This is a genomic window from Dyella terrae, from assembly GCF_022394535.1.
Taxonomy (GTDB): domain Bacteria; phylum Pseudomonadota; class Gammaproteobacteria; order Xanthomonadales; family Rhodanobacteraceae; genus Dyella.
The window spans coordinates 4,894,767-4,915,087 of the sequence record NZ_CP089414.1; the positions used below are offsets into that span (position 1 = coordinate 4,894,767).

At 63.5% G+C, this 20,321-nt stretch carries 17 protein-coding genes; 1 reads left to right on the plus strand and 16 read right to left on the minus strand.

The genetic code is table 11. The features are described 5' to 3' along the window. Nucleotides 1-17: 17 nt before the first annotated feature. The 3 genes from DYST_RS21685 to DYST_RS21695 all read right to left on the minus strand — a co-directional run bounded on the left by DYST_RS21685 (nucleotide 18) and on the right by DYST_RS21695 (nucleotide 5,285). Nucleotides 18-974, minus strand: a complete 957-nt coding sequence (locus DYST_RS21685) for an acetyl-CoA carboxylase carboxyltransferase subunit alpha (protein WP_102303912.1) — start codon at nucleotides 972-974, stop codon at nucleotides 18-20. Nucleotides 975-1,071: 97 nt separating this feature from the next. Beyond that, the gene (gene dnaE, locus DYST_RS21690; RefSeq protein ID WP_239948309.1) at nucleotides 1,072-4,641 is read right to left on the minus strand and encodes a DNA polymerase III subunit alpha; all 3,570 of its coding nucleotides are present in this window, start codon (nucleotides 4,639-4,641) and stop codon (nucleotides 1,072-1,074) included. A 92-nt stretch (nucleotides 4,642-4,733) separates the two neighbouring features. Continuing rightward, a complete protein-coding gene (locus tag DYST_RS21695) occupies nucleotides 4,734-5,285 on the minus strand; it encodes a TlpA disulfide reductase family protein (RefSeq protein ID WP_239948311.1) in 552 nt (183 codons plus the stop codon). A 163-nt stretch (nucleotides 5,286-5,448) separates the two neighbouring features. Between DYST_RS21695 and DYST_RS21700 the strand changes: the two genes are divergently transcribed. Next, nucleotides 5,449-6,882, plus strand: a complete 1,434-nt coding sequence (locus DYST_RS21700; protein ID WP_428993999.1) for an amino acid permease — start codon at nucleotides 5,449-5,451, stop codon at nucleotides 6,880-6,882. A 50-nt stretch (nucleotides 6,883-6,932) separates the two neighbouring features. Here the strand turns inward: DYST_RS21700 and DYST_RS21705 are convergent, their stop codons facing one another. The 13 genes from DYST_RS21705 to pyrH all read right to left on the minus strand — a co-directional run bounded on the left by DYST_RS21705 (nucleotide 6,933) and on the right by pyrH (nucleotide 20,086). Then, the gene (locus DYST_RS21705) at nucleotides 6,933-7,142 is read right to left on the minus strand and encodes a hypothetical protein (protein ID WP_102303915.1); all 210 of its coding nucleotides are present in this window, start codon (nucleotides 7,140-7,142) and stop codon (nucleotides 6,933-6,935) included. A 324-nt stretch (nucleotides 7,143-7,466) separates the two neighbouring features. Continuing rightward, on the minus strand, nucleotides 7,467-8,105 hold the full coding sequence (rnhB, locus tag DYST_RS21710; RefSeq protein ID WP_239948319.1) for a ribonuclease HII: 639 nt from the start codon (nucleotides 8,103-8,105) through the stop codon (nucleotides 7,467-7,469). Continuing rightward, on the minus strand, nucleotides 8,098-9,309 hold the full coding sequence (gene lpxB / locus DYST_RS21715; protein ID WP_239948320.1) for a lipid-A-disaccharide synthase: 1,212 nt from the start codon (nucleotides 9,307-9,309) through the stop codon (nucleotides 8,098-8,100). Before lpxB ends, rnhB begins: the two co-directional genes overlap by 8 nt. 64 nt (nucleotides 9,310-9,373) lie before the next feature. Then, on the minus strand, nucleotides 9,374-10,147 hold the full coding sequence (gene lpxA / locus DYST_RS21720; protein WP_239948321.1) for an acyl-ACP--UDP-N-acetylglucosamine O-acyltransferase: 774 nt from the start codon (nucleotides 10,145-10,147) through the stop codon (nucleotides 9,374-9,376). Beyond that, complete coding sequence (gene fabZ, locus DYST_RS21725; RefSeq protein ID WP_083337560.1) at nucleotides 10,144-10,617, minus strand: 3-hydroxyacyl-ACP dehydratase FabZ; 474 nt, start codon at nucleotides 10,615-10,617, stop codon at nucleotides 10,144-10,146. The genes lpxA and fabZ overlap by 4 nt, the downstream gene beginning before the upstream one ends. Then, on the minus strand, nucleotides 10,610-11,638 hold the full coding sequence (gene lpxD, locus DYST_RS21730) for a UDP-3-O-(3-hydroxymyristoyl)glucosamine N-acyltransferase (RefSeq protein ID WP_102303918.1): 1,029 nt from the start codon (nucleotides 11,636-11,638) through the stop codon (nucleotides 10,610-10,612). Before lpxD ends, fabZ begins: the two co-directional genes overlap by 8 nt. A gap of 152 nt (nucleotides 11,639-11,790) precedes the next feature. Further along, nucleotides 11,791-14,262, minus strand: a complete 2,472-nt coding sequence (gene bamA / locus DYST_RS21735; protein WP_239948322.1) for an outer membrane protein assembly factor BamA — start codon at nucleotides 14,260-14,262, stop codon at nucleotides 11,791-11,793. Between the two features lie 218 nt (nucleotides 14,263-14,480). Beyond that, nucleotides 14,481-15,827, minus strand: a complete 1,347-nt coding sequence (gene rseP / locus DYST_RS21740; RefSeq protein ID WP_239948338.1) for an RIP metalloprotease RseP — start codon at nucleotides 15,825-15,827, stop codon at nucleotides 14,481-14,483. 22 nt (nucleotides 15,828-15,849) lie between these two features. After that, nucleotides 15,850-17,037 carry a 1-deoxy-D-xylulose-5-phosphate reductoisomerase gene (locus DYST_RS21745; protein WP_239948340.1) on the minus strand — a complete coding sequence of 396 codons (1,188 nt, stop codon included), beginning with the start codon at nucleotides 17,035-17,037 and terminating at the stop codon, nucleotides 15,850-15,852. Next, complete coding sequence (locus DYST_RS21750; RefSeq protein ID WP_239948347.1) at nucleotides 17,034-17,852, minus strand: phosphatidate cytidylyltransferase; 819 nt, start codon at nucleotides 17,850-17,852, stop codon at nucleotides 17,034-17,036. Before DYST_RS21750 ends, DYST_RS21745 begins: the two co-directional genes overlap by 4 nt. A 31-nt stretch (nucleotides 17,853-17,883) precedes the next feature. Then, a complete protein-coding gene (gene uppS, locus DYST_RS21755) occupies nucleotides 17,884-18,624 on the minus strand; it encodes a polyprenyl diphosphate synthase (RefSeq protein ID WP_102303923.1) in 741 nt (246 codons plus the stop codon). Between the two features lie 23 nt (nucleotides 18,625-18,647). Further along, a complete protein-coding gene (gene frr, locus DYST_RS21760; RefSeq protein WP_102303924.1) occupies nucleotides 18,648-19,205 on the minus strand; it encodes a ribosome recycling factor in 558 nt (185 codons plus the stop codon). A gap of 158 nt (nucleotides 19,206-19,363) precedes the next feature. Next, a complete protein-coding gene (pyrH, locus tag DYST_RS21765; protein WP_102303925.1) occupies nucleotides 19,364-20,086 on the minus strand; it encodes a UMP kinase in 723 nt (240 codons plus the stop codon). Nucleotides 20,087-20,321: the final 235 nt, after the last annotated feature.

Below are 20,321 nucleotides of genomic sequence, written 5' to 3' on the forward strand. Positions count from 1 at the left end.
CCCGACTCAGGCTGGGCTCACTCGGTGTAGGCACCGTAGCCGCGCAGGCGCTTGTAGCGCAGCTCCAGCAGATCCTTCACCGGCAGGGCTTCCAGTTCGTCGATCTGGTTGAGCAGCACGGCCTTCAGGCGTACGGCCATGGAGTGTGGGTTGCGATGGGCGCCGCCCAGCGGCTCGCGCACCACCTTGTCGATCAGGCCCAGTTCCAGCAGGCGGGGGGCGGTGAGGCCCAGTGCTTCGGCGGCGTCCTTGGCCTTCTCCGCACTCTTCCACAGGATGGAGGCGCAGCCTTCCGGCGAGATCACCGAGTACGTGGAGTACTGCAGCATGACGGTGCGATCGCCCACGCCGATGGCGAGCGCGCCACCGGAGCCGCCTTCACCGATCACGGTGCAGACGATAGGCGTCTTCAAGTCGGCCATTTCCAGCAGGTTGCGGGCAATGGCTTCCGATTGGCCGCGCTCTTCCGCGCCCACGCCCGGGTAGGCGCCTGGCGTATCGATGAGCGTGATCAGCGGCAGGCCGAATCGTTCGGCCATCTTCATCAGGCGAAGCGCCTTGCGGTAACCCTCAGGACGCGGCATGCCAAAGTTGCGGCGCACCTTGCCCTTGGTATCGCGTGCCTTCTGATGGCCGATGATCATCACCGAACGGCCATTGATGCGGCCGAGACCGCCAACGATGGCAGCGTCGTCCGAGTAGGCGCGGTCGCCGGCGAGTTCGTGGAATTCGTCGCAGATCACGCTGATGTAGTCGAGCGTGTACGGCCGGCCAGGGTGACGCGACAACTGCGTCACCTGCCACGGCGTGAGGTTGCGGAAGATCTCGTTGGTCTTGAGCTTCAGCTTTTCGCGCAGACGCCCGACTTCTTCGTCGATGTTGAACGCCTGCCCATGGCTGGCGTGACGAAGCTCTTCAATCTTCGCGTCCAGCTCGGCGATGGGTTGTTCGAAATCGAGGAAGTTAGGATTCATTCGGTGCAGTTCATGACACGGAAGCGCGCAAGTATACCGGTCTAGAAAAGAACGCGGGAACGGATGCGTATGGGAAACGTGAAGGCTGGCGCGGGGTTCAATCGCCGCGCGGACGGTCGTCCGTCTTGACGATGCGTAGCTTGGCCGCCTCGACGCCGGGAATCGCTCGGATGGCACGCAGGAGCTCTGGGATCGCATCTACGCGCCAGTCCTCTCCCAACTCCAGATCCGCCTGGGCAAGGGCGTTGTGGTAGCCATGAAGAATCACGCTGGCGCGTCCACCACGGTAGCCGGCGAGCGTGCGGCGCAGGTCGTCAATGAAGGCGGGGTTCACGCCGTTCAGTTTTAAACGCAGCAGGCGAGCGAAGCGGCGGCAGGCATCACCCAGGGTGTAGGCGCTGCGGGCGCGCACGGCGAAACCGCCGCCGGAGAAATCGTCGATGCGCAGGCCACCTTCGACGATCAGCAATTGGTCGCGCGTAAGCATCGGGGCGATCTGCTGGTAGAGGTCGCCGAAGAAGCTCACCTCGATGATGCCGGTACCGTCCTCGAGTCGGACGAAGGCATCGCTATCACCGCGCTTGCGCACAGCAGTGACCATGCCGGCTACCGTCCACGGCGTATCCGGGCCGCGGCGGAAACGGTTTTCGTCACCGTCGTTCTTGCGCGGCTTGGGCGGTTGATAACGATCGCCGATCTCGCCCAGAGGACAGGTTGAGAGCTGAGCTAGCTCGTCCCGCCATGGATCAGTGGGATGGCCGGAGAGATAGTGGCCGAGCGTGTCGCGTTCGCCTTGCAACAACTGTTCGAGTGGCCACTCGGCCACGATGGGCAGATCCACCTCGACCGTCGGCGCGTTGGCGCTCCCGTTCTCGGATGACATGGACGCGCCGAACATGTCGTTCTGGCCAGACTGCTTGTTTTTCAGATGCTGGTCGGCCGCCTTCATGGCGTTCGGCAACTGCGCCATCAGGCTGGCGCGATTGGGCGCTAGCGCATCGAGCGAACCGGAAAGAATCAATGCTTCGAGCACGCGGCGATTGAGCTTCAGCGAATCCACGCGGCGGCAGAAGTCGGCGAGATCCTTGTACACGCCACCGCGTTTGCGCTCGTCGGCAATCGCTTCGCAGGCACCCTGGCCCACGCCCTTGATGGCGCCGAGACCGTAGCGGATCACCTTCGGCTCGACGGCGACAAACATGAACTCTGACGCGTTGATGTCCGGCGGCAACACCTTCAGGCCGATCGCCTTCGACTCGTCGATGAAGGTCACCGCCTTGTCGGTGTTGTCCATGTCCGACGAGATCGTCGCGGCCATGAACTCCGCGGGGTAGTGCGTCTTCAACCATGCCGTGTGGTACGAAACCACGGCGTACGCAGCGGCGTGCGACTTGTTGAAGCCGTAGCCCGCGAACTTCTCCATCAAGTCGAAGATTTCGTCGGCTTTTTCGCCGGTGAGCCCGTCCTTGGCGGCACCCTCGCGGAACTTGGCGCGCTCCTTCGCCATTTCCTCGAGTTTCTTTTTACCCATCGCGCGGCGCAGCAGGTCGGCGCCGCCGAGCGAATAGCCGCCCACGATCTGCGCCATCTGCATCACCTGCTCCTGATAGACCATGATGCCGTAGGTCTCTTTCAGGATCGGCTCGACGCGCGGATCGGGATACACCACTTCCTCGCGGCCGTGCTTACGGGCGACGAAGCTGGGGATCAGGTCCATCGGGCCGGGGCGGTACAGCGCCACCAGCGCGATGATGTCCTCGAAACGGTCGGGTTTGGCATCCTTGAGCATGCGTTGCATGCCCGAGGATTCGAGCTGGAACACGGCGACGGTCTGCGCCTTCTTCAGCAGCTCGTAGGTGGCCACGTCATCGGTGGCAATCGCCGCGATGTTGAGTTCTTCCTCGCCACTCACTGCGCGACGCGCGTTGATGGCTTTCACCGCCCAATCGATGATGGTGAGCGTGCGCAGGCCGAGGAAGTCGAACTTCACCAGACCAACCGCTTCCACATCGTCTTTGTCGTACTGCGTGACGACGCCGGCGCCGCCCGGTTCGCAATACAGCGGGGCGAACTCGGTCAGCGGCCTGGGGCCGATCACCACGCCACCGGCGTGCTTGCCGACGCCACGCGTCAAGCTTTCCAGGCTCAGCGCCAGGTCGATCAGCGTGTGTGCTTCTTCGTCCTGGTCGTAGAGGTCGCAGAAATCCTTGACGATGCGATCGGGCTCTTTCTTCGCCTTCTCCGAACGACCCAGCGCGCATTGCAGCGTGAGATCCAGCGGGCGGGGCGGAATGAGCTTGGCGATGCGGTCCACCGCGTTGTAGCCCATGCCGAGCACGCGACCGGAGTCTCGCAGCACAGCCTTCGCCGCCATCGAGCCGTAGGTGATGATCTGGCTGACGTGGTCGCGGCCGTATTTGCGTGCGACGTAATCGATCACCTCATCGCGGCGATCCATGCAGAAGTCGATGTCGAAGTCGGGCATCGACACGCGTTCGGGATTCAAGAATCGCTCGAACAGCAGATCGAACTGGATCGGATCGAGATCCGTGATCTTCAGCACCCAGGCGACCAGCGAACCTGCACCCGAACCACGGCCCGGGCCCACGGGAATGCCGTTCTGCTTACCCCAGTTGATGAAGTCCGCCACGATCAGGAAGTAGCCGGGGAAGCCCATCTTGATGATGACGTCCAGCTCGCGTTCCAGCCGCGCTTCGTATTCCTCGCGCGTACGGCCGGGCGCGACGCCAGCGAATTCCAGTCGTTCCTTCAGGCCGTCGCGTGATATCTCGCGGATGTAACTGGCCAGGTCATGGCCTTCCGGCACCGGGAAATCCGGCAGGTAGTACGTACCGAAGTTCAGTTCCAGCGTGCAGCGCTTGGCCAGCTCGATGGTGTTTTCCAGCGCCTCGGGAATATCGGCGAACAACGCCTCCATTTCTTCTGGCGACTTGAGGTACTGCTGGTCGCTGTAATCGCGTGGACGCTTGGGGTCGGCGAGTACGCGCCCCTGATTGATGCACACGCGCGCTTCGTGCGACTCAAAGCCGTCCTGCTTGAGGAAGCGCACATCGTTGCTGGCAATCACCGGCAGGTCGAGCTGTGCGGCAACACCTAGCGCGGCGGCGTTCCAGTTTTCCTCGCCCTCGCGACCGGTGCGGGTCAGTTCAAGGTAGAGGCGATCGGCCATCTGTGTCGCGAAAGCATGGACGCGTGCCACGGCAGTATCCACACCCTGGTTCACGGCGACACGCGCGACTTCGCTGTCGCGGCCGAGCACGGCGATTAGGCCGTGCGTCGCTTCCGGCGTGAGCCAGGTGGCATCGACCATGGCCCGGCCGCTGTGCTGGCCGTCGCGCCATGCGCGCGACACCAACCGGGACAGATTGAGGTAGCCCGCATGGTTCTGGACAAGCAGGGTAAGACGCCAGGGACGCGGGTCATCCGGCGAACTGACCCACACGTCGCTGCCGCCGATCGGTTTGATGCCGGCCGCGCTGCAGGCTTTGTAGAACTTCACCAGCGCGAACATGTTGCTGTCGTCGGTCAGCGCGACTGCCGGAATACCCAGGCGCACGCAAGCCTCGACCAGCCCCTTGATGCGGACAGTCGAGTCGACCAGCGAGTATTCGCTGTGAAGGTGGAGGTGAGCGAAGCGGACGGACATGGCGCACGCGCAGGATGGATCCACAGCCTAACGGCGCGGCCCGGACCGGGCAAGAATTGACATTGCCTCCGGCGTGACTTTTTCGCGCTGGATCAGGAGGATGCCGGAGGGGGGACGGTAGCTGCCGTTGCTCCCGGCGCCGGCTGTGCGAGCAGATCGTCCACGTCCGACATGATGGTGTCGAGCATGTTTTCGTCATAACCCGTGTAGACGTGGGCGATACGCCCATCTCGCCCGATCATCACCATGAAGGGCAACGTCTTAATGTCGTAAGGCTTGCCGATGCGTCCGTCCGGCGGGTCATAGGTCAGGATGATGTCGAGGCTCTTCCAGCGGTTGCGGAGGTCTTTGAATGCCTCGTAGGTGTCGTCATGGTTCACGCCGATGACTTGCAGGTCGGCGGTGCCTTTGAGTTTCTGGAGTGCGGCGAGTACCGGCAGCTCCTTGCGGCAGTAGCCGCACCACGACGCCCAGAACGACACGACGACCACCTTGCCGCGCAGGCCGGACACACGCACGTCGTGTCCGTCGCGATCACGGCCGAGTTCGTCTGAAGGGATGGCGCCTACCTCAGGACGGGCGTGACCCAGGGTGGCCGTTATCAGGGCCAGTACGGCCAGCATGCTTCGAACAGAGCGTCTCATCGGTCCTCTCCTTGACCGGGCCAGCATAGCGAACGCGGCGTCCGTCCCGCCGGCCGAGGGCGGGCGGACGAGCGGTGGTTGCAGGGAGCGGCTGGGGCTGTCATGGTCCGGTGCTTTCACCCTGGACGGCAGCCCTGACGCTGCCCGGAAAACACCGATGTCACTGATCCGCTCGCTGTTCACCGTCAAACCCATCGAGGCCTCGCTTGCCGCCAGCGACAACATGCGGCGCACGCTGGGCCTGAAGGACCTGATCGTCCTGGGCGTGGGAGCGGTGATCGGCGCCGGTATTTTCGTCATTACCGGGCAGGCGGCTGCCGAACATGCCGGTCCGGCCCTGACCATTTCATTCGTGCTGGCCGGCCTGGCTGCCGCGTTGGCGGCACTGAGCTATGCGGAGTTCGCCGCCATGCTGCCGGTCTCGGGCAGTGCCTATGTCTACGCCTACGCCACCTTTGGCGAATTGCTGGCGTGGTTCATCGGCTGGAACGTGGTGGCTGAGTACCTGCTGGCGGTGTCGTCGGTGGCCGTGGGTTGGTCCGGTTACGGAGTGGGCCTGCTGCACAGCATCGGCGTCGATGTACCGGCGGTGCTGGCGAATGCGCCGCTGGCGTTCAAGGATGGTCACTTCGTGGTCACCGGAGCCTGGATGAACTTGCCGGCCCTGCTGGTGGTGGCGGCGATCACCACGTTGCTCTACGCCGGCACGCGTCAGTCGACGCTGTTCGCCAGCGTGGTCGTGGTGCTCAAGGTGCTGGTGGTGATTCTGTTTGTGGTGTTCGGCCTGCAGTACATCGACACCTCGTTGTGGCATCCGTACGTGCCGGCGAGCCAGGGAGGCGACCACTATGGCTGGGCCGGTGTGTTCCGTGCTGCAACCAGCGTGTTCTACGCCTATATCGGTTTCGACGCGGTGGCAACGGCAGCGCAGGAAACGCGCAACCCCCAGCAGAACGTGCCGGCCGGCATCCTGATCTCGTTGGCCATCTGCACGGTGCTCTACATCGTGGTGGCGGCGGTGCTGACCGGACTTGTGCCGTATGCGCAACTGGCCACGGCGGAGCCAGTAGCGACGGCGCTGGCCGCGCATCCAGCGCTGGCATGGCTGAAAGTGCTGACGCAGATAGGCGCAGTGGCGGGCCTGACCTCGGTGATCCTGGTGATGCACATGGGCTTGGCACGCATCCTCTACACGATGGCGGGTGACGGCCTGCTGCCGCGCATGTTCGGCGCTGTGCATGACCGCTTCCGTACGCCACATCGCACGACGGTGCTGGTTGGTGTCATCGGCGGCCTGCTGGCGGCGGTGTTCCCGCTGAGCCTGCTGGGTGACCTGCTGTCGATGGGCACGCTGCTGGCGTTCGCCACGGTGTGCATCGGCGTGCTGGTGCTGCGCCGCACGCGCCCGGATCTGCCGCGCGGTTTCCGTGTGCCCGCCGCATCGGTGGTGTGCCCCTTGGGCGTCGTCGTCTGCCTGTTCCTGCTGGCGCAGATGAACAGGGGTAACTGGATGCTGCTGGCCGGCTGGACCACGGTCGGCATGCTCATCTACATCGGCTACGGCTATCGCAACAGCCGTTTGCGTGTGGGTGGCTGATCGCCAGCATCGCGGCGACGATGGCACGCCACCGTCGCCAGCGCTGCGTCTTACCAGATGTGGAAGCGCTCCGCGCTTTGCGGATGATCGATGTAGTGATCCAGCCCCTGTACCCGGAGCGGATGCCGGTCGTAGTCGACATGCCGGAGTTCGGCATTTGCGGTGTCTGCCATCTCGTCAGGGGTGAGCTGCGATAAAGGCATGACGTCCGGGTGGCTGTTGGGTGTGGACGGGTCGTTCGGGCGGCGGATGGTGCTCATGACGGACTCCCGCGGTCGAATGCGCGCTTGGTTGGAGTCTTCAATCCCATGCGGTGGGGAGACGTGCATGGGGCCTTCGTCCCTGCCTGACGGAAGCGCACCGGACCCGGTGGCTTCGCTTTCCTATCCATTGGGATGCAGCGGCGGCCCGAAAGGTTGCACTAGCCAATGGCGCGGGGCCGAGCGCTGTTCCATGGATTCAAGCTTAGATTAGCGCTGTTGCACGCGGGTGACGCCGGCCATTAGGCATGCCTTTCGGCGTGCGTATTGGCCCTGCGATTGCTTCGCCGATGCGACGCAGCGGCCGTGATCCGGACGTCTATCTCAGAACAGCACGCCCTGGTCCACCAGGATCTTCACCGGCGCAAAACTACGGCGATGGTGCGGGCAGGGACCCAGGCGCTTCAGGGCGGACAAGTGTGCCGGCGTGCCGTAGCCTTTGTGCTCGGCGAAACCGTAGCCGGGGTGTTCACGGTCAAGCTCCACCATCCATCGGTCTCGCGTTACCTTGGCGAGAATCGACGCGGCGCTGATCGCTGGTTCCAGTGCGTCGCCGCCGATGATGGCGCGGCCCGCGCATGGCAGATCGCGAGGCAACGCATTGCCATCGATCCATGCCTCGTGCGCCGCCGGCGTCAGGCCCAACAGCGCGCGGCACATGCCAGTCATGGTGGCTTGGTAGATGTTGATCCGGTCGATCTCGTCGGACATCACCATCACGATACTGTGTGCTAGCGCGCGCTCGACGATCAGCGGATAGAGCGCCTCGCGCTTCTGCTCGGTGAGCTTCTTCGAATCGTTGAGCCCCTCGATAGGGCGTGCAGGATCGAGGATGACCGCGGCGACCGCGACAGGGCCGGCCAGCGGCCCGCGGCCCGCTTCGTCCACGCCGGCGATAAAGCGTGTTTCCAACACCGTGGCGGCCGCGTTCGCGGTGCGTCGATTGACCTTCGCCTCAGCCATGGTGCGCCTCGATCATTTCGGCGATGGCATCGGCCGCGAGATCGCCTGCATGGCCTTCCAGATCACCCCGTAGCGCCAGATGCAATTGTTCGAAAGCGGCGACGATGGCACCGCGCCGCTCGCTGTCGTGGAATAGCGACAACGTTGCCTCGGCGAGCTTGTCGACCGTGAAGTCGTCCTGCATGAGTTCGGGAACCAACACGATGTCGTCGCCCATGCCGCTCGCCCGCGCCAGGATGTTCGGCAACGAATAGACGTCTGTCTTGAGCATGTTGAGCACCTTGGCGATGCGGTAGCTCACCGGAGACACGCGGTAGCCGACCACCATAGGGCGCTTGGCGAGCATGGCTTCGAGCGTCGCCGTGCCGGAGGCGAGCAATACCACGTCGGCCGCGAGCATGGCTTCGTGCGCGTGGCCATCGATGAGTTGCGGCGTGCTCTCATCTTCGCTGGTGCCGACGAGTTCTTTTAATGTCGCATGCACGCGCTCGTTGGCAGCAGGAACGATGATGCGAAGACCTGGCAACTGCGCGGCGACCTTGCGCGCTGCCTGGATGAAGGCCGTGCCCAGCTGTTTGATTTCGGAGCCACGACTGCCCGGCAGTACCGCAAGCACGGGTACGTTCTGTGGAATGCCAAGGAAATCGCGCGCACCGATGCGGTCGGACACCAGCGCGAAGCGGTCGGCCAGCGGATGACCAACGAAGCGCGCATCGATACCGTGCCGGGCATAGATGGCGGGCTCCATCGGGAACAGGCATAGCACGCGGTCAGCGCTGCGTCCGATCTTTTCCGCCCGCTTCTCGCGCCATGCCCAGACCGACGGGCTGACGTAGTGCACGGTACGGATGCCGGCTTCGCGCAGGCGCTTTTCGACACCCAGGTTGAAATCGGGTGCATCGATGCCAACCACCACGTCGGGCTTTGCCGCCGCGAGGCGCGCAAGTAACTCCTTGCGCAGTTTGAGCAGGCGGGGCAGGTGAGACACCACCTCGGCAAAGCCGAACAGCGACAGCTCCTTGATGTCGTACCAGGAGTCGAAGCCCGCGGCCTGCATGCGCGCGCCGCCGATGCCGACGAAATGCGCCAACGGATAGCGGCGTTGCAGCGCCGCTATCAGGTCCGCGCCAAGCTGATCGCCCGAATCTTCGCCGGCGATGATGGCGATGGTCGGCGTTCTGACTGTCGCATCTGTTATGGACATATCGTTACGTCAGCCGTCAGAGCCAGAGCGCGTGCCTGATTCGTTGATATGTGCTGCGCACATATCAACGCGCCAGCGAGCGCTCGCTGCTGTCGATGAACTCGAGCATCGCGCGCACGTCTTCACTGTCGTTGGCCTGCACGCTGAGCTGTTCGCGCGCGTCGGCCAGGGTCAGTCCTGCCATGTACAGCGTGCGATAGGCGCGCTTGATGGCCGAGATGCGCGCCGTGTCGAAACCGCGGCGCTTAAGGCCTTCGCTGTTGATGCCGCGCGGGCGGCCGCGCTGCTCGTTGGCCATTGTCACGAACGGCGGCACGTCGGAACCAAGCAGGCAACCCATGCCGATGAAGGCGTGCGCACCAATCTTGCAGAACTGATGGGCGCCGGAGAATCCCGCCATCACCACCCAGTCACCGATCTCCACATGGCCGGCCAGCGCGGAGTAGTTGGAGAACACCGTGTTGTTGCCGATCTTGCAGTCGTGCGCGATGTGGACGTAGGCAAGAATCAGGTTGTCGTTGCCAACCTGGGTCACGCCGCCGCCGTCGCCGGTGCCGCGATTGATGGTGACGTACTCGCGGATCAGGTTGCGGTCGCCAATCAGCAGTTCGGTGTGCTCACCGCTGAACTTCTTGTCCTGCGGATCGCCACCCAGCGAGGCGAACTGGCTGATGCGGTTGTCACGACCAATGCGCGTGGGGCCCTGGATCACCACATGCGGGCCGATCACCGTACCTTCGCCGATATGCACGTCGGCGCCGATCACGGAGTACGCGCCGATGCTGACGCCGCTGGCGACGACCGCGGTAGGATCGATCTGCGCAGTGGGATGGATCATTTGTCGGACCTCGCGGCGCACATCAGTTCGCAGCTGGCCACGACCTTGCCGTCGACGATGGTGCGTGCCTCGAACAGGCCCATGCTGCGCAGCAGGCGCTTGAGCTCGACTTCCAGGCGCAGCTGATCACCCGGTACCACGGGGGCGTTAAAGCGCGCGTTGTCCACCTTGGCGAGGTAGAACAGCGGGCTACCCGTGGTGCCCTTCAGGCGGCTGGAGATCTGCGTCAGCAGGCCGGCTGCCTGTGCCATCGCTTCCACGATCAACACACCCGGCATCACCGGATGGCCGGGGAAGTGACCCTGGAAGAACGGCTCGTTCATCGTCACGTTCTTGATGGCCACGGCACTCTTGTCCGGCACCAGTTCGATCAGGCGGTCGACCAGCAGGAACGGATAGCGATGCGGCAGCAGCTGCTGGATCGTTTCCACGTTCACGGGCAGATGGAAGGGCACGGTCAGGTCACTCATTATTGCTGTCCTTCTCCAGCGCCGAGAGCCGGCGCACGTATTCATCGAGATGCTTGAATCGGGCTGCGTTGCGCCGCCATTGGCGACTTTCCTGCAGCGGTGCGCCCGAGGAGTATTCACCCGGCTCGCGGATGGAATGCGTGACCAGGCTCTTGGCGGTAATGTTAACGCGGTCCGCCAGCTCCAGATGGCCGAGCACGCCGGCGTTGCCGCCGATCATGCAATAACGGCCGATCTTGGCGCTGCCAGCCACGGCGGAGCAGCCTGCCATGGCCGTGTGGGCGCCGATATACACGTTGTGGGCGATCTGGATCTGGTTGTCGAGGCGGACATCTTCCTCGAGGACGGTGTCGTCCAGCGCGCCGCGGTCGATGGTGGTGTTGGCGCCGATTTCACAATCGTCGCCGATGCGCACGCCGCCCAATTGCGGCAACTTGATCCAGTGGTCGCGATCGAAGGCGAGGCCAAAGCCATCCGAGCCGATCACGGCGCCCGGATGCACCAGCACGCGCTTACCCAGCGTCACGCGGATGACCAGGGTCACGCGCGCCACCAGGCGGCACTGCGCGCCAATCGTGCATTCGGGGCCGATGATGCAGTGCGGGCCGAGAATGGCGCCATCCTCGATGACGGCACCGTCCTCGATCACGCAGCCGGGGCCAATGCTGGCGGTCGGCGCCACTTGGGCGCCCGGTGCCACCACCGCCGTGGGGTGGATGCCCTGCGGCGAAGCGGAATGGCGCTCGAACAAGGCGGCGATTTTGGCGTAGGCCACATAAGGGTCGTGGGCCACCAGGGCGGCCACCGGGCTGTCCGCGACGTTTTCCTCACGCATGACCACTACGCCAGCGCTGGTAGCCGTCAGCTGCGATGCGTATTTGCTGTTGGAAAGGAAGCTCAGCTGGCTCGGGCTGGCGCCGGCCAGCGTGCCCACGCCATCGATGACGCGGGAGCCGTCGCCATGGCTGACGAGACCGAAGCGCTCGGCCAGCTCGGATACGGTGGTTTGAAAAACGCTCATGTCAGCTCCCTGCAATCAGACCATTGTAGGTCGCCTCGGCGGAGGCATCAAAAGATGGCCCTAAGAGTGGCCCCCAGGGATGGTTGCCACCATAAAAGAAGGCGCGGCATGGCCGCGCCTTCTGCTGTGTTACCCCTTGGGTGGTCAGCTCGTCAGAACTGGCTGCCGAAGGTGAACTGGATGCGCTCTTCGTAGTGACCATCGTCCGCCTGGGTGCGCAGCGGCACGGCGAAGTTGATGATCAGCGGGCCGATGGGCGCCTGCCAATGCAACGACAGACCCGTGGAGACGCGCAGCGTCTTGGCGGTGAAGCTCTGGTAGTCGGTATAGGCGTTGCCGACGTCCACAAACCACGACACGCGAGCGGTGTTGATGTCCTTGAGGAACGGCAGCGGCAGATACAGCTCAGCCGTACCTAGCACCTTGAACGCGCCACCCAGCGGCTGTGCATAGCTGTACACGCTGCCTGGGCAGGTGCCGTCGGACAGCGGGGTGATCGGTACCTGTTTGCCCGCAGCATTGGTCGTGGTGCCCACGCAGACGCGAGGACCCAGGGTGTTGTCCTGGAAACCGCGCACGTCGCGCACGCCGCCGGAGTAGAAGTTCTCCCAGAACGGGAAGGTGATCTTCTGGCCCGCCTGGTAGATGCCGTCGTCGCTGCTGTTGTCGAAGGTCTGGCCGTAGGTCTTGCCGTAGCCGACCTGACCGTCCACGTACAGCACGAAGCCCTTGCCGATCGGCCAGTAGTGATTCGCCTCGCCCATGATCTTGTAGTACTGCACGGTCGAACCGGGCAGGGCGATATCGGTAGACAGCGAGATCAGGCCGCCGCGAGTGGGCGCCCAGTAACCGTTACGCGTGTCGTGGTTCCAGCCCAGCGTGGCATCCCAGGTATGGATGGTCTGGTGGCCCAGCGCGTTCTGGTAGTCGATCAGAATCTGCGGCGAGTAGTTGGCCGTCTGCGTGACCGTGTTGCCGTTCGAGTCGGTGGTCAGGTACTGGTAGCTGAGGTTGATCTTGTTGCTGCTGAGGCCCAGGCCCGCGCGGATATTGTCCGTTTCGGAAATCGGGAAGCTCAGGAAGCTGGAGAACGACTTCATCGAACTTTCGTAGTTCACGAAGTCGCTGTTGGTATCGCCGTAGTTGCTCTTGGTGTAACCGGCGTTATAGCCGATACCCACGCCGCTATCGGTGAGATACGGGTTGAAATAGCTCGCGTTGATGCTGGTGGAGTAGTCGCTGCGCGATGCGCCCACGGTGAAGCTGTCACCGGTGCCCATGAAGTTGTTCTGCGACACCGACGCGGACAGGATGATGCCCGAGTACTGCGAATAGCCCACACCGAACATCAGGCTGCCGGCGGACTGCTCTTCCACCTTCGCGGTCAGGTCGACCTGGTCTTCGGTGCCCGGCACCAGCGCCTTGTCGATGTTGACCGTCTTGAAGTAGCCCAGGCGCTGCAGGCGGATCTTGGAGCGGTCGATGGCCGGCTGCGAGAACCAGCTGCCTTCCAGCTGGCGCATTTCGCGGCGCATCACGTCGTCTTCCGTGCGGGTGTTGCCCTGGAAGATCACACGGCGCACATACACGCGCTTGCCCGGCTCGATGTAGAGCGTCAGGTCGACGGTGCGCTTGTCCTTGTCCAGCTTCGGCACTGGCGTCACCTTGGCGAACGCATAGCCGATGCTCGCCAGGATGTTCTTGATCGAGTTGGTGCTCGCCTCAATCGCCTTGCGGTTGAAGGTGTCGCCCTTGTGCACGTACACCAGCTGATGCAGCGAGTCCTCGGGGAGGACCAGCTCGCCGAGCAGGTGAACGTCGGAAATGGTGTAGATATCGCCTTCCTTGACGCTGGCGGCGATGTACATCGAGCGCTTGTCCGGGGCGATCGTCACCTGCGTGGAGTCGACGCCAAAGTCGGCGTAGCCGCGGTCCATGTAATAGGACTGCAGCTTCTCCAGGTCGCCGGAGAGCTTTTCACGCGAGTACTGATCGTCCTTCGAATACCAGGACAGCCAGCCAGGAGTGTTCGATTCAAAACCCGAGCGAATCTCCTTGTCGGTGAACGCCTTGTTGCCGACGATGTTGATTTCCTTGATCTTGGCGACCTTGCCTTCGCGGATCTCGATATCGACGGCGACGCGGTTGCGATCAAGCTGGGTCACGTGCGGGTCGACCGACACGTTGTACTTGCCGCGGTTGTAGTACTGGCGTACCAGTTCCTGCTGCACGCGGTCCAGCGACAGGCGGTCGAAGGTCTCGCCTTCGGACAGGCCGATCTCCTTCAGACCCTTGCGGAGATCTTCTTCTTTGATGTCCTTATTGCCGCGCAGGCTCAGCTTGGCGATGGACGGGCGCTCGACCACCTTGATGACCATGATGTCACCTTCGCGGTCGATCTCCACGTCACTGAAGAACTTGGTTTGGTACAACGCGCGAATGGCACGCTGAGCAGCGTCGTTGGTCAGGCGGTCGCCACGATTCACCGGCAGGTAGTTGAGTACCGTACCGGCTGAAATGCGGCTGAGGCCATCGATACGGATATCGGAAACGACAAACGGCTCGAACGCGAGGACATTGGCGGATAGTGAGGCAAGCAGGATCAGGGCGGCGATACGCTTCATCGTCGATTCCGTTGGTTTGTTCCGATGAGGCGGCCTAGACCGCCCCGATCAATACGTGAAGCCAGGACAAGCCCAGCCTTGAAAGGGTGCTTGCATCGTCCCCAGATGCGCAGGGTGAACCATCGCCACGTTTCTGCCGCAAGCGCATCGAGTGCGCACGCTGCAGATACGCCTGTCCCTCGGACATCGCGCGCGACTTTCGTCAAAGCCGGCACGCGTCACGCAGGCAGGAAGCGGTGGATGTCGTTGTAGAAAGCCAATCCCATCAACGTAAACAGCATGACTAGGCCGACATACTGACCGGCCATCATGGTGCGTTCGCTGACGGGGCTGCCCTTGACCAACTCAATAAGGTAATACAGCAGCCAACCGCCGTCCAAGACGGGGATCGGCATCAGGTTGAGAATCGCAAGACTCAACGAGACCATCGCAAGGAAACTGAAGAACCAACCGACGCCCATGCTGGCCGAGGCATTGGCCACTTGGGCGATGCCGATCACGCCGGAAAGGTTCTTGGTCGAAGCCTGCCCGGTCAGCATCTTGCCGATCATGTTGAAGGTGGAGGCGGCGCTATTCCAAGTCGTTTCCAGCGAGGCGCTCATGGCCTTGAGCGGCCCGTAGCGCAGGATGGCCTGTTCGCGCTCGGCAAACTTCACGCCGATCACCCAATTACTCGGCTGGCCTTCCAGGGACTCCATACGGGCCGTGACGGACAGGGGGATGGTCTTGCCAGCACGTTCCACCGTGATGGCCAGCGTGGGCGACTTGGCGGCTTCCTGCGGCACCAGTCGCTGGAATTCTTCGAAGCTGCCGATGGCAACGCCATTGAGGCTGACGATGCGGTCGCCATCCTGCACGCCGCCCTGCGAAGCAGGTTTGCCCGGCAGGACGTCGTCGATGACGGCTGGCGAGGGCGCGAGCTTCAAGCCGAGCTTGTCCAGGTACTGGCCGATGTCCTGCCCGGCGGGCAGCTGGTTGAGGGGTAGCACAAGATTGCGCGTACCGCCGTCCGTGCCGCGCACCTGCATGGGCAGCGGATCGCGGCCGAGCAGGGCGTTGGCCACCGCGTCCATGGAGTCGCTCCACGTTTCCACGGCGTGGCCATTCACGCTGAGGATGCGGTCACCGGTACGCACGCCGGCTTCGGCGGCCATGGTCTGCGGAACGGCAGAAATGACAGGCGCGACGTCCGGCTTGCCCACCAGAAACATCAGCCAGAAAGCGAAGAGGGTAAAGACCAGGTTGAAGCCGGGGCCCGCCGCCACGATGGCGATGCGCTGCCAGACCGGCTTGCCGGTGAATTCTTGGCCGGCTAGCGCGGGATCGATCTCACCTTCGCGGGCGTCGAGCATCTTCACGTAGCCGCCGAGCGGGATCATGGCGACCTGGTACTCGGTGCCATCCTTGCCGATGCGCTTCCAGATGGCTTTACCGAAGCCCACAGAGAAGCGCAGCACCTTGACGCCGCAGCGCCGTGCTACCCAGTAGTGTCCGAATTCGTGAAAAGTCACCAGCACGCCGAGCGTGACGAGTAACCAAAACACTGAGCCAAATACACTATTCATCGGTGAGAGCTTATCAGGCTTGTCAGCAGGCGTTGCGAAGGATGCGGCGGGCGGCCTCGCGGGCCGTCCGGTCGCGTTCATTCAGGGTCTGGACATCGACCACAGGTTGCGGCGGCAGTTCCGTAAGTACGCTCTCGACGAGATCGGCAATGCCGAGGAAGGGCAGGCTGCCAGCCAGAAATGCCTCTACGGCGACTTCGTTGGCGGCGTTAAGGATGGCGGTGGCGTCACCACCGGCTCGCAGCGCCTGGAAGGCCAGCGCGAGGCAGCGGAATGTATCCAGGTCCGGCTGCTGAAAGGAAAGTGGTGCGTTGGCAGCCAGGTCCAGCGGAGCCACGCCCGCTTCGATGCGTGTGGGCCACGCGAGCGCATGGGCGATGGCCGTGCGCATGTCCGGGTTGCCCAGCTGGGCCAGGACCGATCCGTCGACGTATTCGACCAGCGAATGCACGAGGCTTTGCGGGTGCACCAGCACGTCGATGAGGTCGGGCGCTGCGCCGAACAGGTGGTGCGCCTCAATGACCTCCAGGCCCTTGTTCATCAGCGTGGCCGAGTCCACCGAAATCTTGCGCCCCATCACCCAGTTCGGGTGCTTGCATGCCTGTTCGGGTGTGACGCCGGCCAGTTCCGCGCGGGTGCGGCCGCGGAACGGCCCGCCGGAGGCGGTCAGGATAAGGCGGCGTACGCCGCTGGCTGCGAGTGGCGAGCGGCCACCAGGTAGGCACTGGAAGATGGCGTTGTGTTCCGAATCCACCGGAATCAGCTCGCCGCCACCTACTGCCAACGCGTCGAGTAGCAACGTGCCAGCCATCACGATGGATTCTTTGTTGGCAAGCAGCAGGCGCTTGCCGGTGCGTGCGGCGGCCAGGGTGGAATCCAGCCCGGCGGCGCCTACGATGGCGGCCACCACCGTGTCGCACAGCGTGCCGGATACTGCCTGCGTGACAGCATCGTGCCCGCTGGCGATATCGCAGCGTACGCCCGCTGCGACGAGGCGACGAGACAGCTCGCTTTCCAGTGCCGGATCGGCGATGACGGCGAGGTCAGGCTGGAAGCGGATGCACAAGTCGGCCAGTGCCGCCACGTTGCTGTGCGCCGTGAGTACGGTGGCGCGGAAGCGATCGGGGTGGCGGGCGATGACGTCGAGCGTGCTGCCACCGATCGAGCCGGTGGCGCCTAGCACCGCAACCTTGCGCGGCGGCTGGCTCATAGACCGAGCAGCAGCATGCCGGCGGCAAAGACGGGCATAGCTGCAAAGACGCTGTCGAGGCGATCAAGCAGGCCGCCATGGCCGGGGAAGAGGTTGCCGGAATCCTTCACGGCGGCGTGTCGCTTCATCAGGCTTTCGAGCAGGTCGCCCACGACGGAAGCAATCACGGCAAACACCGACAGCACCAGCAGGCCGACCAGTTTGCCGCCGGAAACGCCGAGCATCATGCCGCCCGCGCCGGCAACGATGGCGCCGGCGACAAAAGCACCGTACACGCCGGCCCAGGTCTTGCCGGGGCTGATGGTGGGCGCCAGCTTGCGGCGACCGAACTGGCGGCCACTGAAATACGCGCCAATATCGGCCGCCCACACGATGAAGAGGGCCAGCAGGGTCCACCAGTTGCCCTGCGCGGCCGAACTGTGGATCGTCACTACAGCGACCCATGCCGGAACGATCACAAGGAAGCCCGCGCCCAGCTTCATCAGGTGATTTTCGCGCGTAGGTGCCGCGCCGAACGCGAAGTGACGCAGCCACTGGCAGACCACGAGCCACCAGCCGACGCCGACGCCAATCAGAATGGGCCATGCGATGCCGCCCTGCGCCAGCCAGCAAAGCGCGAACGCCGCGGCCGTAAGGACTAGAAGTACGACGCGTGGAAGGGTTTGCTTGAGGCCAGAGAGGCGGGTCCACTCCCACATGGCGGCCAGGAACGCGATGGCGATGATCACTGCGAAGACGCTTGTTGGCGCCAGCAGGATCAGTAGGATCACCAGCGGAGCAAGCAGCAGTGCGGTCAGGGTGCGCTGGAGCAGCATGGGTGTCCTTGTGCAGACATGGAGCGAGCCATCAGGCCTTCTTGGCGACTTGTTCGCCGGTCTTGCCGAAACGGCGTTCGCGGCGTGCGTAATCTTCGATGGCGCTCTTCAGGCAAGCCTCGTCGAAATCAGGCCACAGGGTATCGGTAAAGTGCAGTTCCGCGTAAGCAAGCTGCCACAAAAGGAAGTTGCTGACGCGGCACTCGCCGCCGGTCCGGATGAAAAGATCCAGTGGTGGCAAGTCGGCCAGGCACATCCAACGACCAAGCAGTTGCTCGTCGATCTCATCGGCACGCAATTCGCCGCGCGCCACCGCTTCTGCAGCCTTGCGTGCCGCCTGCACGATGTCCCAGCGCCCGCCGTAGCTCACGGCGATGTTGAGGTGCAGTGCATCGTTGCCAGCGGTGCGCGCCATGGCGGCCATCATGCGCTGACGCAGGCCGGGCTCGAAGCTGGCCAAGTCACCGACGAAGCGCAGGCGCACGCCGTTGCCATGCAGCTCGTCCACTTCCTTGTCCAGAGCGCGAACGAATAGCTCCATCAGCGCACCGACTTCTTGTTCCGGGCGCAGCCAGTTCTCGCTCGAGAACGCGAAGAGAGTGAGTACCTTGACGTCCTGGCGCAGGCAGCCCTCGACCACGTTGCGTACGGCCTTGCGTCCGGCGTTATGGCCGAACGTGCGCGGTCGGTGGCGAAGCTTTGCCCAGCGACCGTTGCCATCCATCACGATGGCGACGTGGCGCGGTACCCGCGCGAGGTCGGCGCTGGTCATGGGAGGCTGAGGCCCGATGGCGCTCAAAGCGCCATCAGCTCCTCTTCCTTGTTCTTCACCACGCCGTCTACGTCCTTGACGAAACGGTCGGTGAGCTTCTGGATCTCGTCCTCGGCGCGGCGCTCATCATCCTCGGTGATCGCCTTGTCCTTGAGCAGATCCTTGACCTGCTGCATGGCGTCGCGACGCACGTTGCGGATGGCGATCTTGGCTTCTTCGCCTTCATGCGCTACGTGCTTGGCCAGCTCGCGGCGACGCTCTTCGGTGAGCGGCGGCATGTTCAGGCGGATGGTGGTGCCGGCGGTGTTCGGCGTGATGCCGATGTCCGACGCCATGATGGCTTTCTCGATCGGGGCGACGAGAGTCTTCTCGAACGGGGTAATGATGATAGAGCGCGAATCACCCAGCGCGACGTTGGCCACCTGATTCAGCGGCATGTCCGAGCCGTAGTACGGCACTTTGATGCCATCGACCAGCGCGGTGCTGGCGCGACCTGTGCGCAAGCGCGTCAAGGTGTGCCTGAGCGAGTCGATGCTCTTGCCCATGCGGGTCTGGGCATCGTTCTTGATGTCGTTAAGCATGGGAAACACCCCTCAAACCGTGCAAGCCGCCGAGTATAGCAGGGGGCTATGGGGCGTTGGGGTGGCGTGAAGCGGGCCTTGCGATGGGTATCGCCCGTGCGTGCGCTAGAACGGTGGCGCACGTATCGGCCCCCTCCCTGGAGAGAGGGCCGATCGGATTACTGGTCGCTGACGATGGTGCCGATGTGCTCACCATGCATGATGCGCATGAGGTTGCCAGCAACGGTCATGTCATAAATGCGCAGCGGCATGCCGTGGTCGCGGCATAGGGCGATGGCAGCAGTGTCCATCACGGCGAGCTTCCGCTCGATCACTTCGTCATAGGTGAGCGTGTCATAACGTGTGGCATCAGCATGTCGTGCAGGATCGGCTGTGTAGACGCCATCCACCTTGGTGGCCTTCAGCAGCAGGTCTGCGCCCACTTCCACAGCGCGCAGAGCGGCAGCGGAGTCCGTGGTGAAGAACGGATTGCCGGTACCGGCGGCAAACAGCACGATGCGGCCCTTCTCGATGTGGCGCACGGCGCGGCGGCGGATGAAGTCTTCCGAGACGTCGTGGATCTGGATCGCGCTCATCACGCGGGCATAGCCCCCGCGACGCTCGATGGCGTCCTGCATGGCCAGCGCGTTCATCACGGTGGCCAGCATGCCCATGTGGTCGCCGGTGACGCGGTCCATACCGGCAGCAGCCAGGCCTGCGCCACGGAAAATGTTACCGCCGCCGATGACGACGCCGATCTGGATGCCGGCTTTTTGTACTTCGATGATTTCGTCGGCCAATCGGCCGATGACCTTGGGATCGATGCCGTAATCGGCTTCGCCCATCAAGGCTTCACCGGAGAGTTTGAGCAGGATGCGACGGTACTTAATAGGTTCGCTCATGGGGTCTCCGGATTGTGTGGGGCAAAACGCGCGCATTGTAACGGCAGTGACGCGAGCGGGTAAGAGTTTCGTGCCGCTGGCGGAGGCGAAAACCCTGTTTCATCGCGGGGTTGGCGAAGGAGGCAGCAGTGGGATGGCCGGCTTGGGGTAGGGCGGCGCGGCTGCGGAGGGCTTTCATAAAAAAAGAAGCCGCGGTTGTCCGCGGCTTCTTCGAGACTACAGGTGGTGCGAGGCC

What these genes read in the sequence shown, in the direction of transcription:
- DYST_RS21685 (WP_102303912.1), bottom strand. Translation starts at nt 974, where the DNA reads ATGAATCCTAACTTCCTCGATTTCGAACAACCCATCGCCGAGCTGGAC.
- dnaE (WP_239948309.1), bottom strand. Translation starts at nt 4,641, where the DNA reads ATGTCCGTCCGCTTCGCTCACCTCCACCTTCACAGCGAATACTCGCTG.
- DYST_RS21695 (WP_239948311.1), bottom strand. Translation starts at nt 5,285, where the DNA reads ATGAGACGCTCTGTTCGAAGCATGCTGGCCGTACTGGCCCTGATAACG.
- DYST_RS21705 (WP_102303915.1), bottom strand. Translation starts at nt 7,142, where the DNA reads ATGAGCACCATCCGCCGCCCGAACGACCCGTCCACACCCAACAGCCAC.
- rnhB (WP_239948319.1), bottom strand. Translation starts at nt 8,105, where the DNA reads ATGGCTGAGGCGAAGGTCAATCGACGCACCGCGAACGCGGCCGCCACG.
- lpxB (WP_239948320.1), bottom strand. Translation starts at nt 9,309, where the DNA reads ATGTCCATAACAGATGCGACAGTCAGAACGCCGACCATCGCCATCATC.
- lpxA (WP_239948321.1), bottom strand. Translation starts at nt 10,147, where the DNA reads ATGATCCATCCCACTGCGCAGATCGATCCTACCGCGGTCGTCGCCAGC.
- fabZ (WP_083337560.1), bottom strand. Translation starts at nt 10,617, where the DNA reads ATGAGTGACCTGACCGTGCCCTTCCATCTGCCCGTGAACGTGGAAACG.
- lpxD (WP_102303918.1), bottom strand. Translation starts at nt 11,638, where the DNA reads ATGAGCGTTTTTCAAACCACCGTATCCGAGCTGGCCGAGCGCTTCGGT.
- bamA (WP_239948322.1), bottom strand. Translation starts at nt 14,262, where the DNA reads ATGAAGCGTATCGCCGCCCTGATCCTGCTTGCCTCACTATCCGCCAAT.
- rseP (WP_239948338.1), bottom strand. Translation starts at nt 15,827, where the DNA reads ATGAATAGTGTATTTGGCTCAGTGTTTTGGTTACTCGTCACGCTCGGC.
- DYST_RS21745 (WP_239948340.1), bottom strand. Translation starts at nt 17,037, where the DNA reads ATGAGCCAGCCGCCGCGCAAGGTTGCGGTGCTAGGCGCCACCGGCTCG.
- DYST_RS21750 (WP_239948347.1), bottom strand. Translation starts at nt 17,852, where the DNA reads ATGCTGCTCCAGCGCACCCTGACCGCACTGCTGCTTGCTCCGCTGGTG.
- uppS (WP_102303923.1), bottom strand. Translation starts at nt 18,624, where the DNA reads ATGACCAGCGCCGACCTCGCGCGGGTACCGCGCCACGTCGCCATCGTG.
- frr (WP_102303924.1), bottom strand. Translation starts at nt 19,205, where the DNA reads ATGCTTAACGACATCAAGAACGATGCCCAGACCCGCATGGGCAAGAGC.
- pyrH (WP_102303925.1), bottom strand. Translation starts at nt 20,086, where the DNA reads ATGAGCGAACCTATTAAGTACCGTCGCATCCTGCTCAAACTCTCCGGT.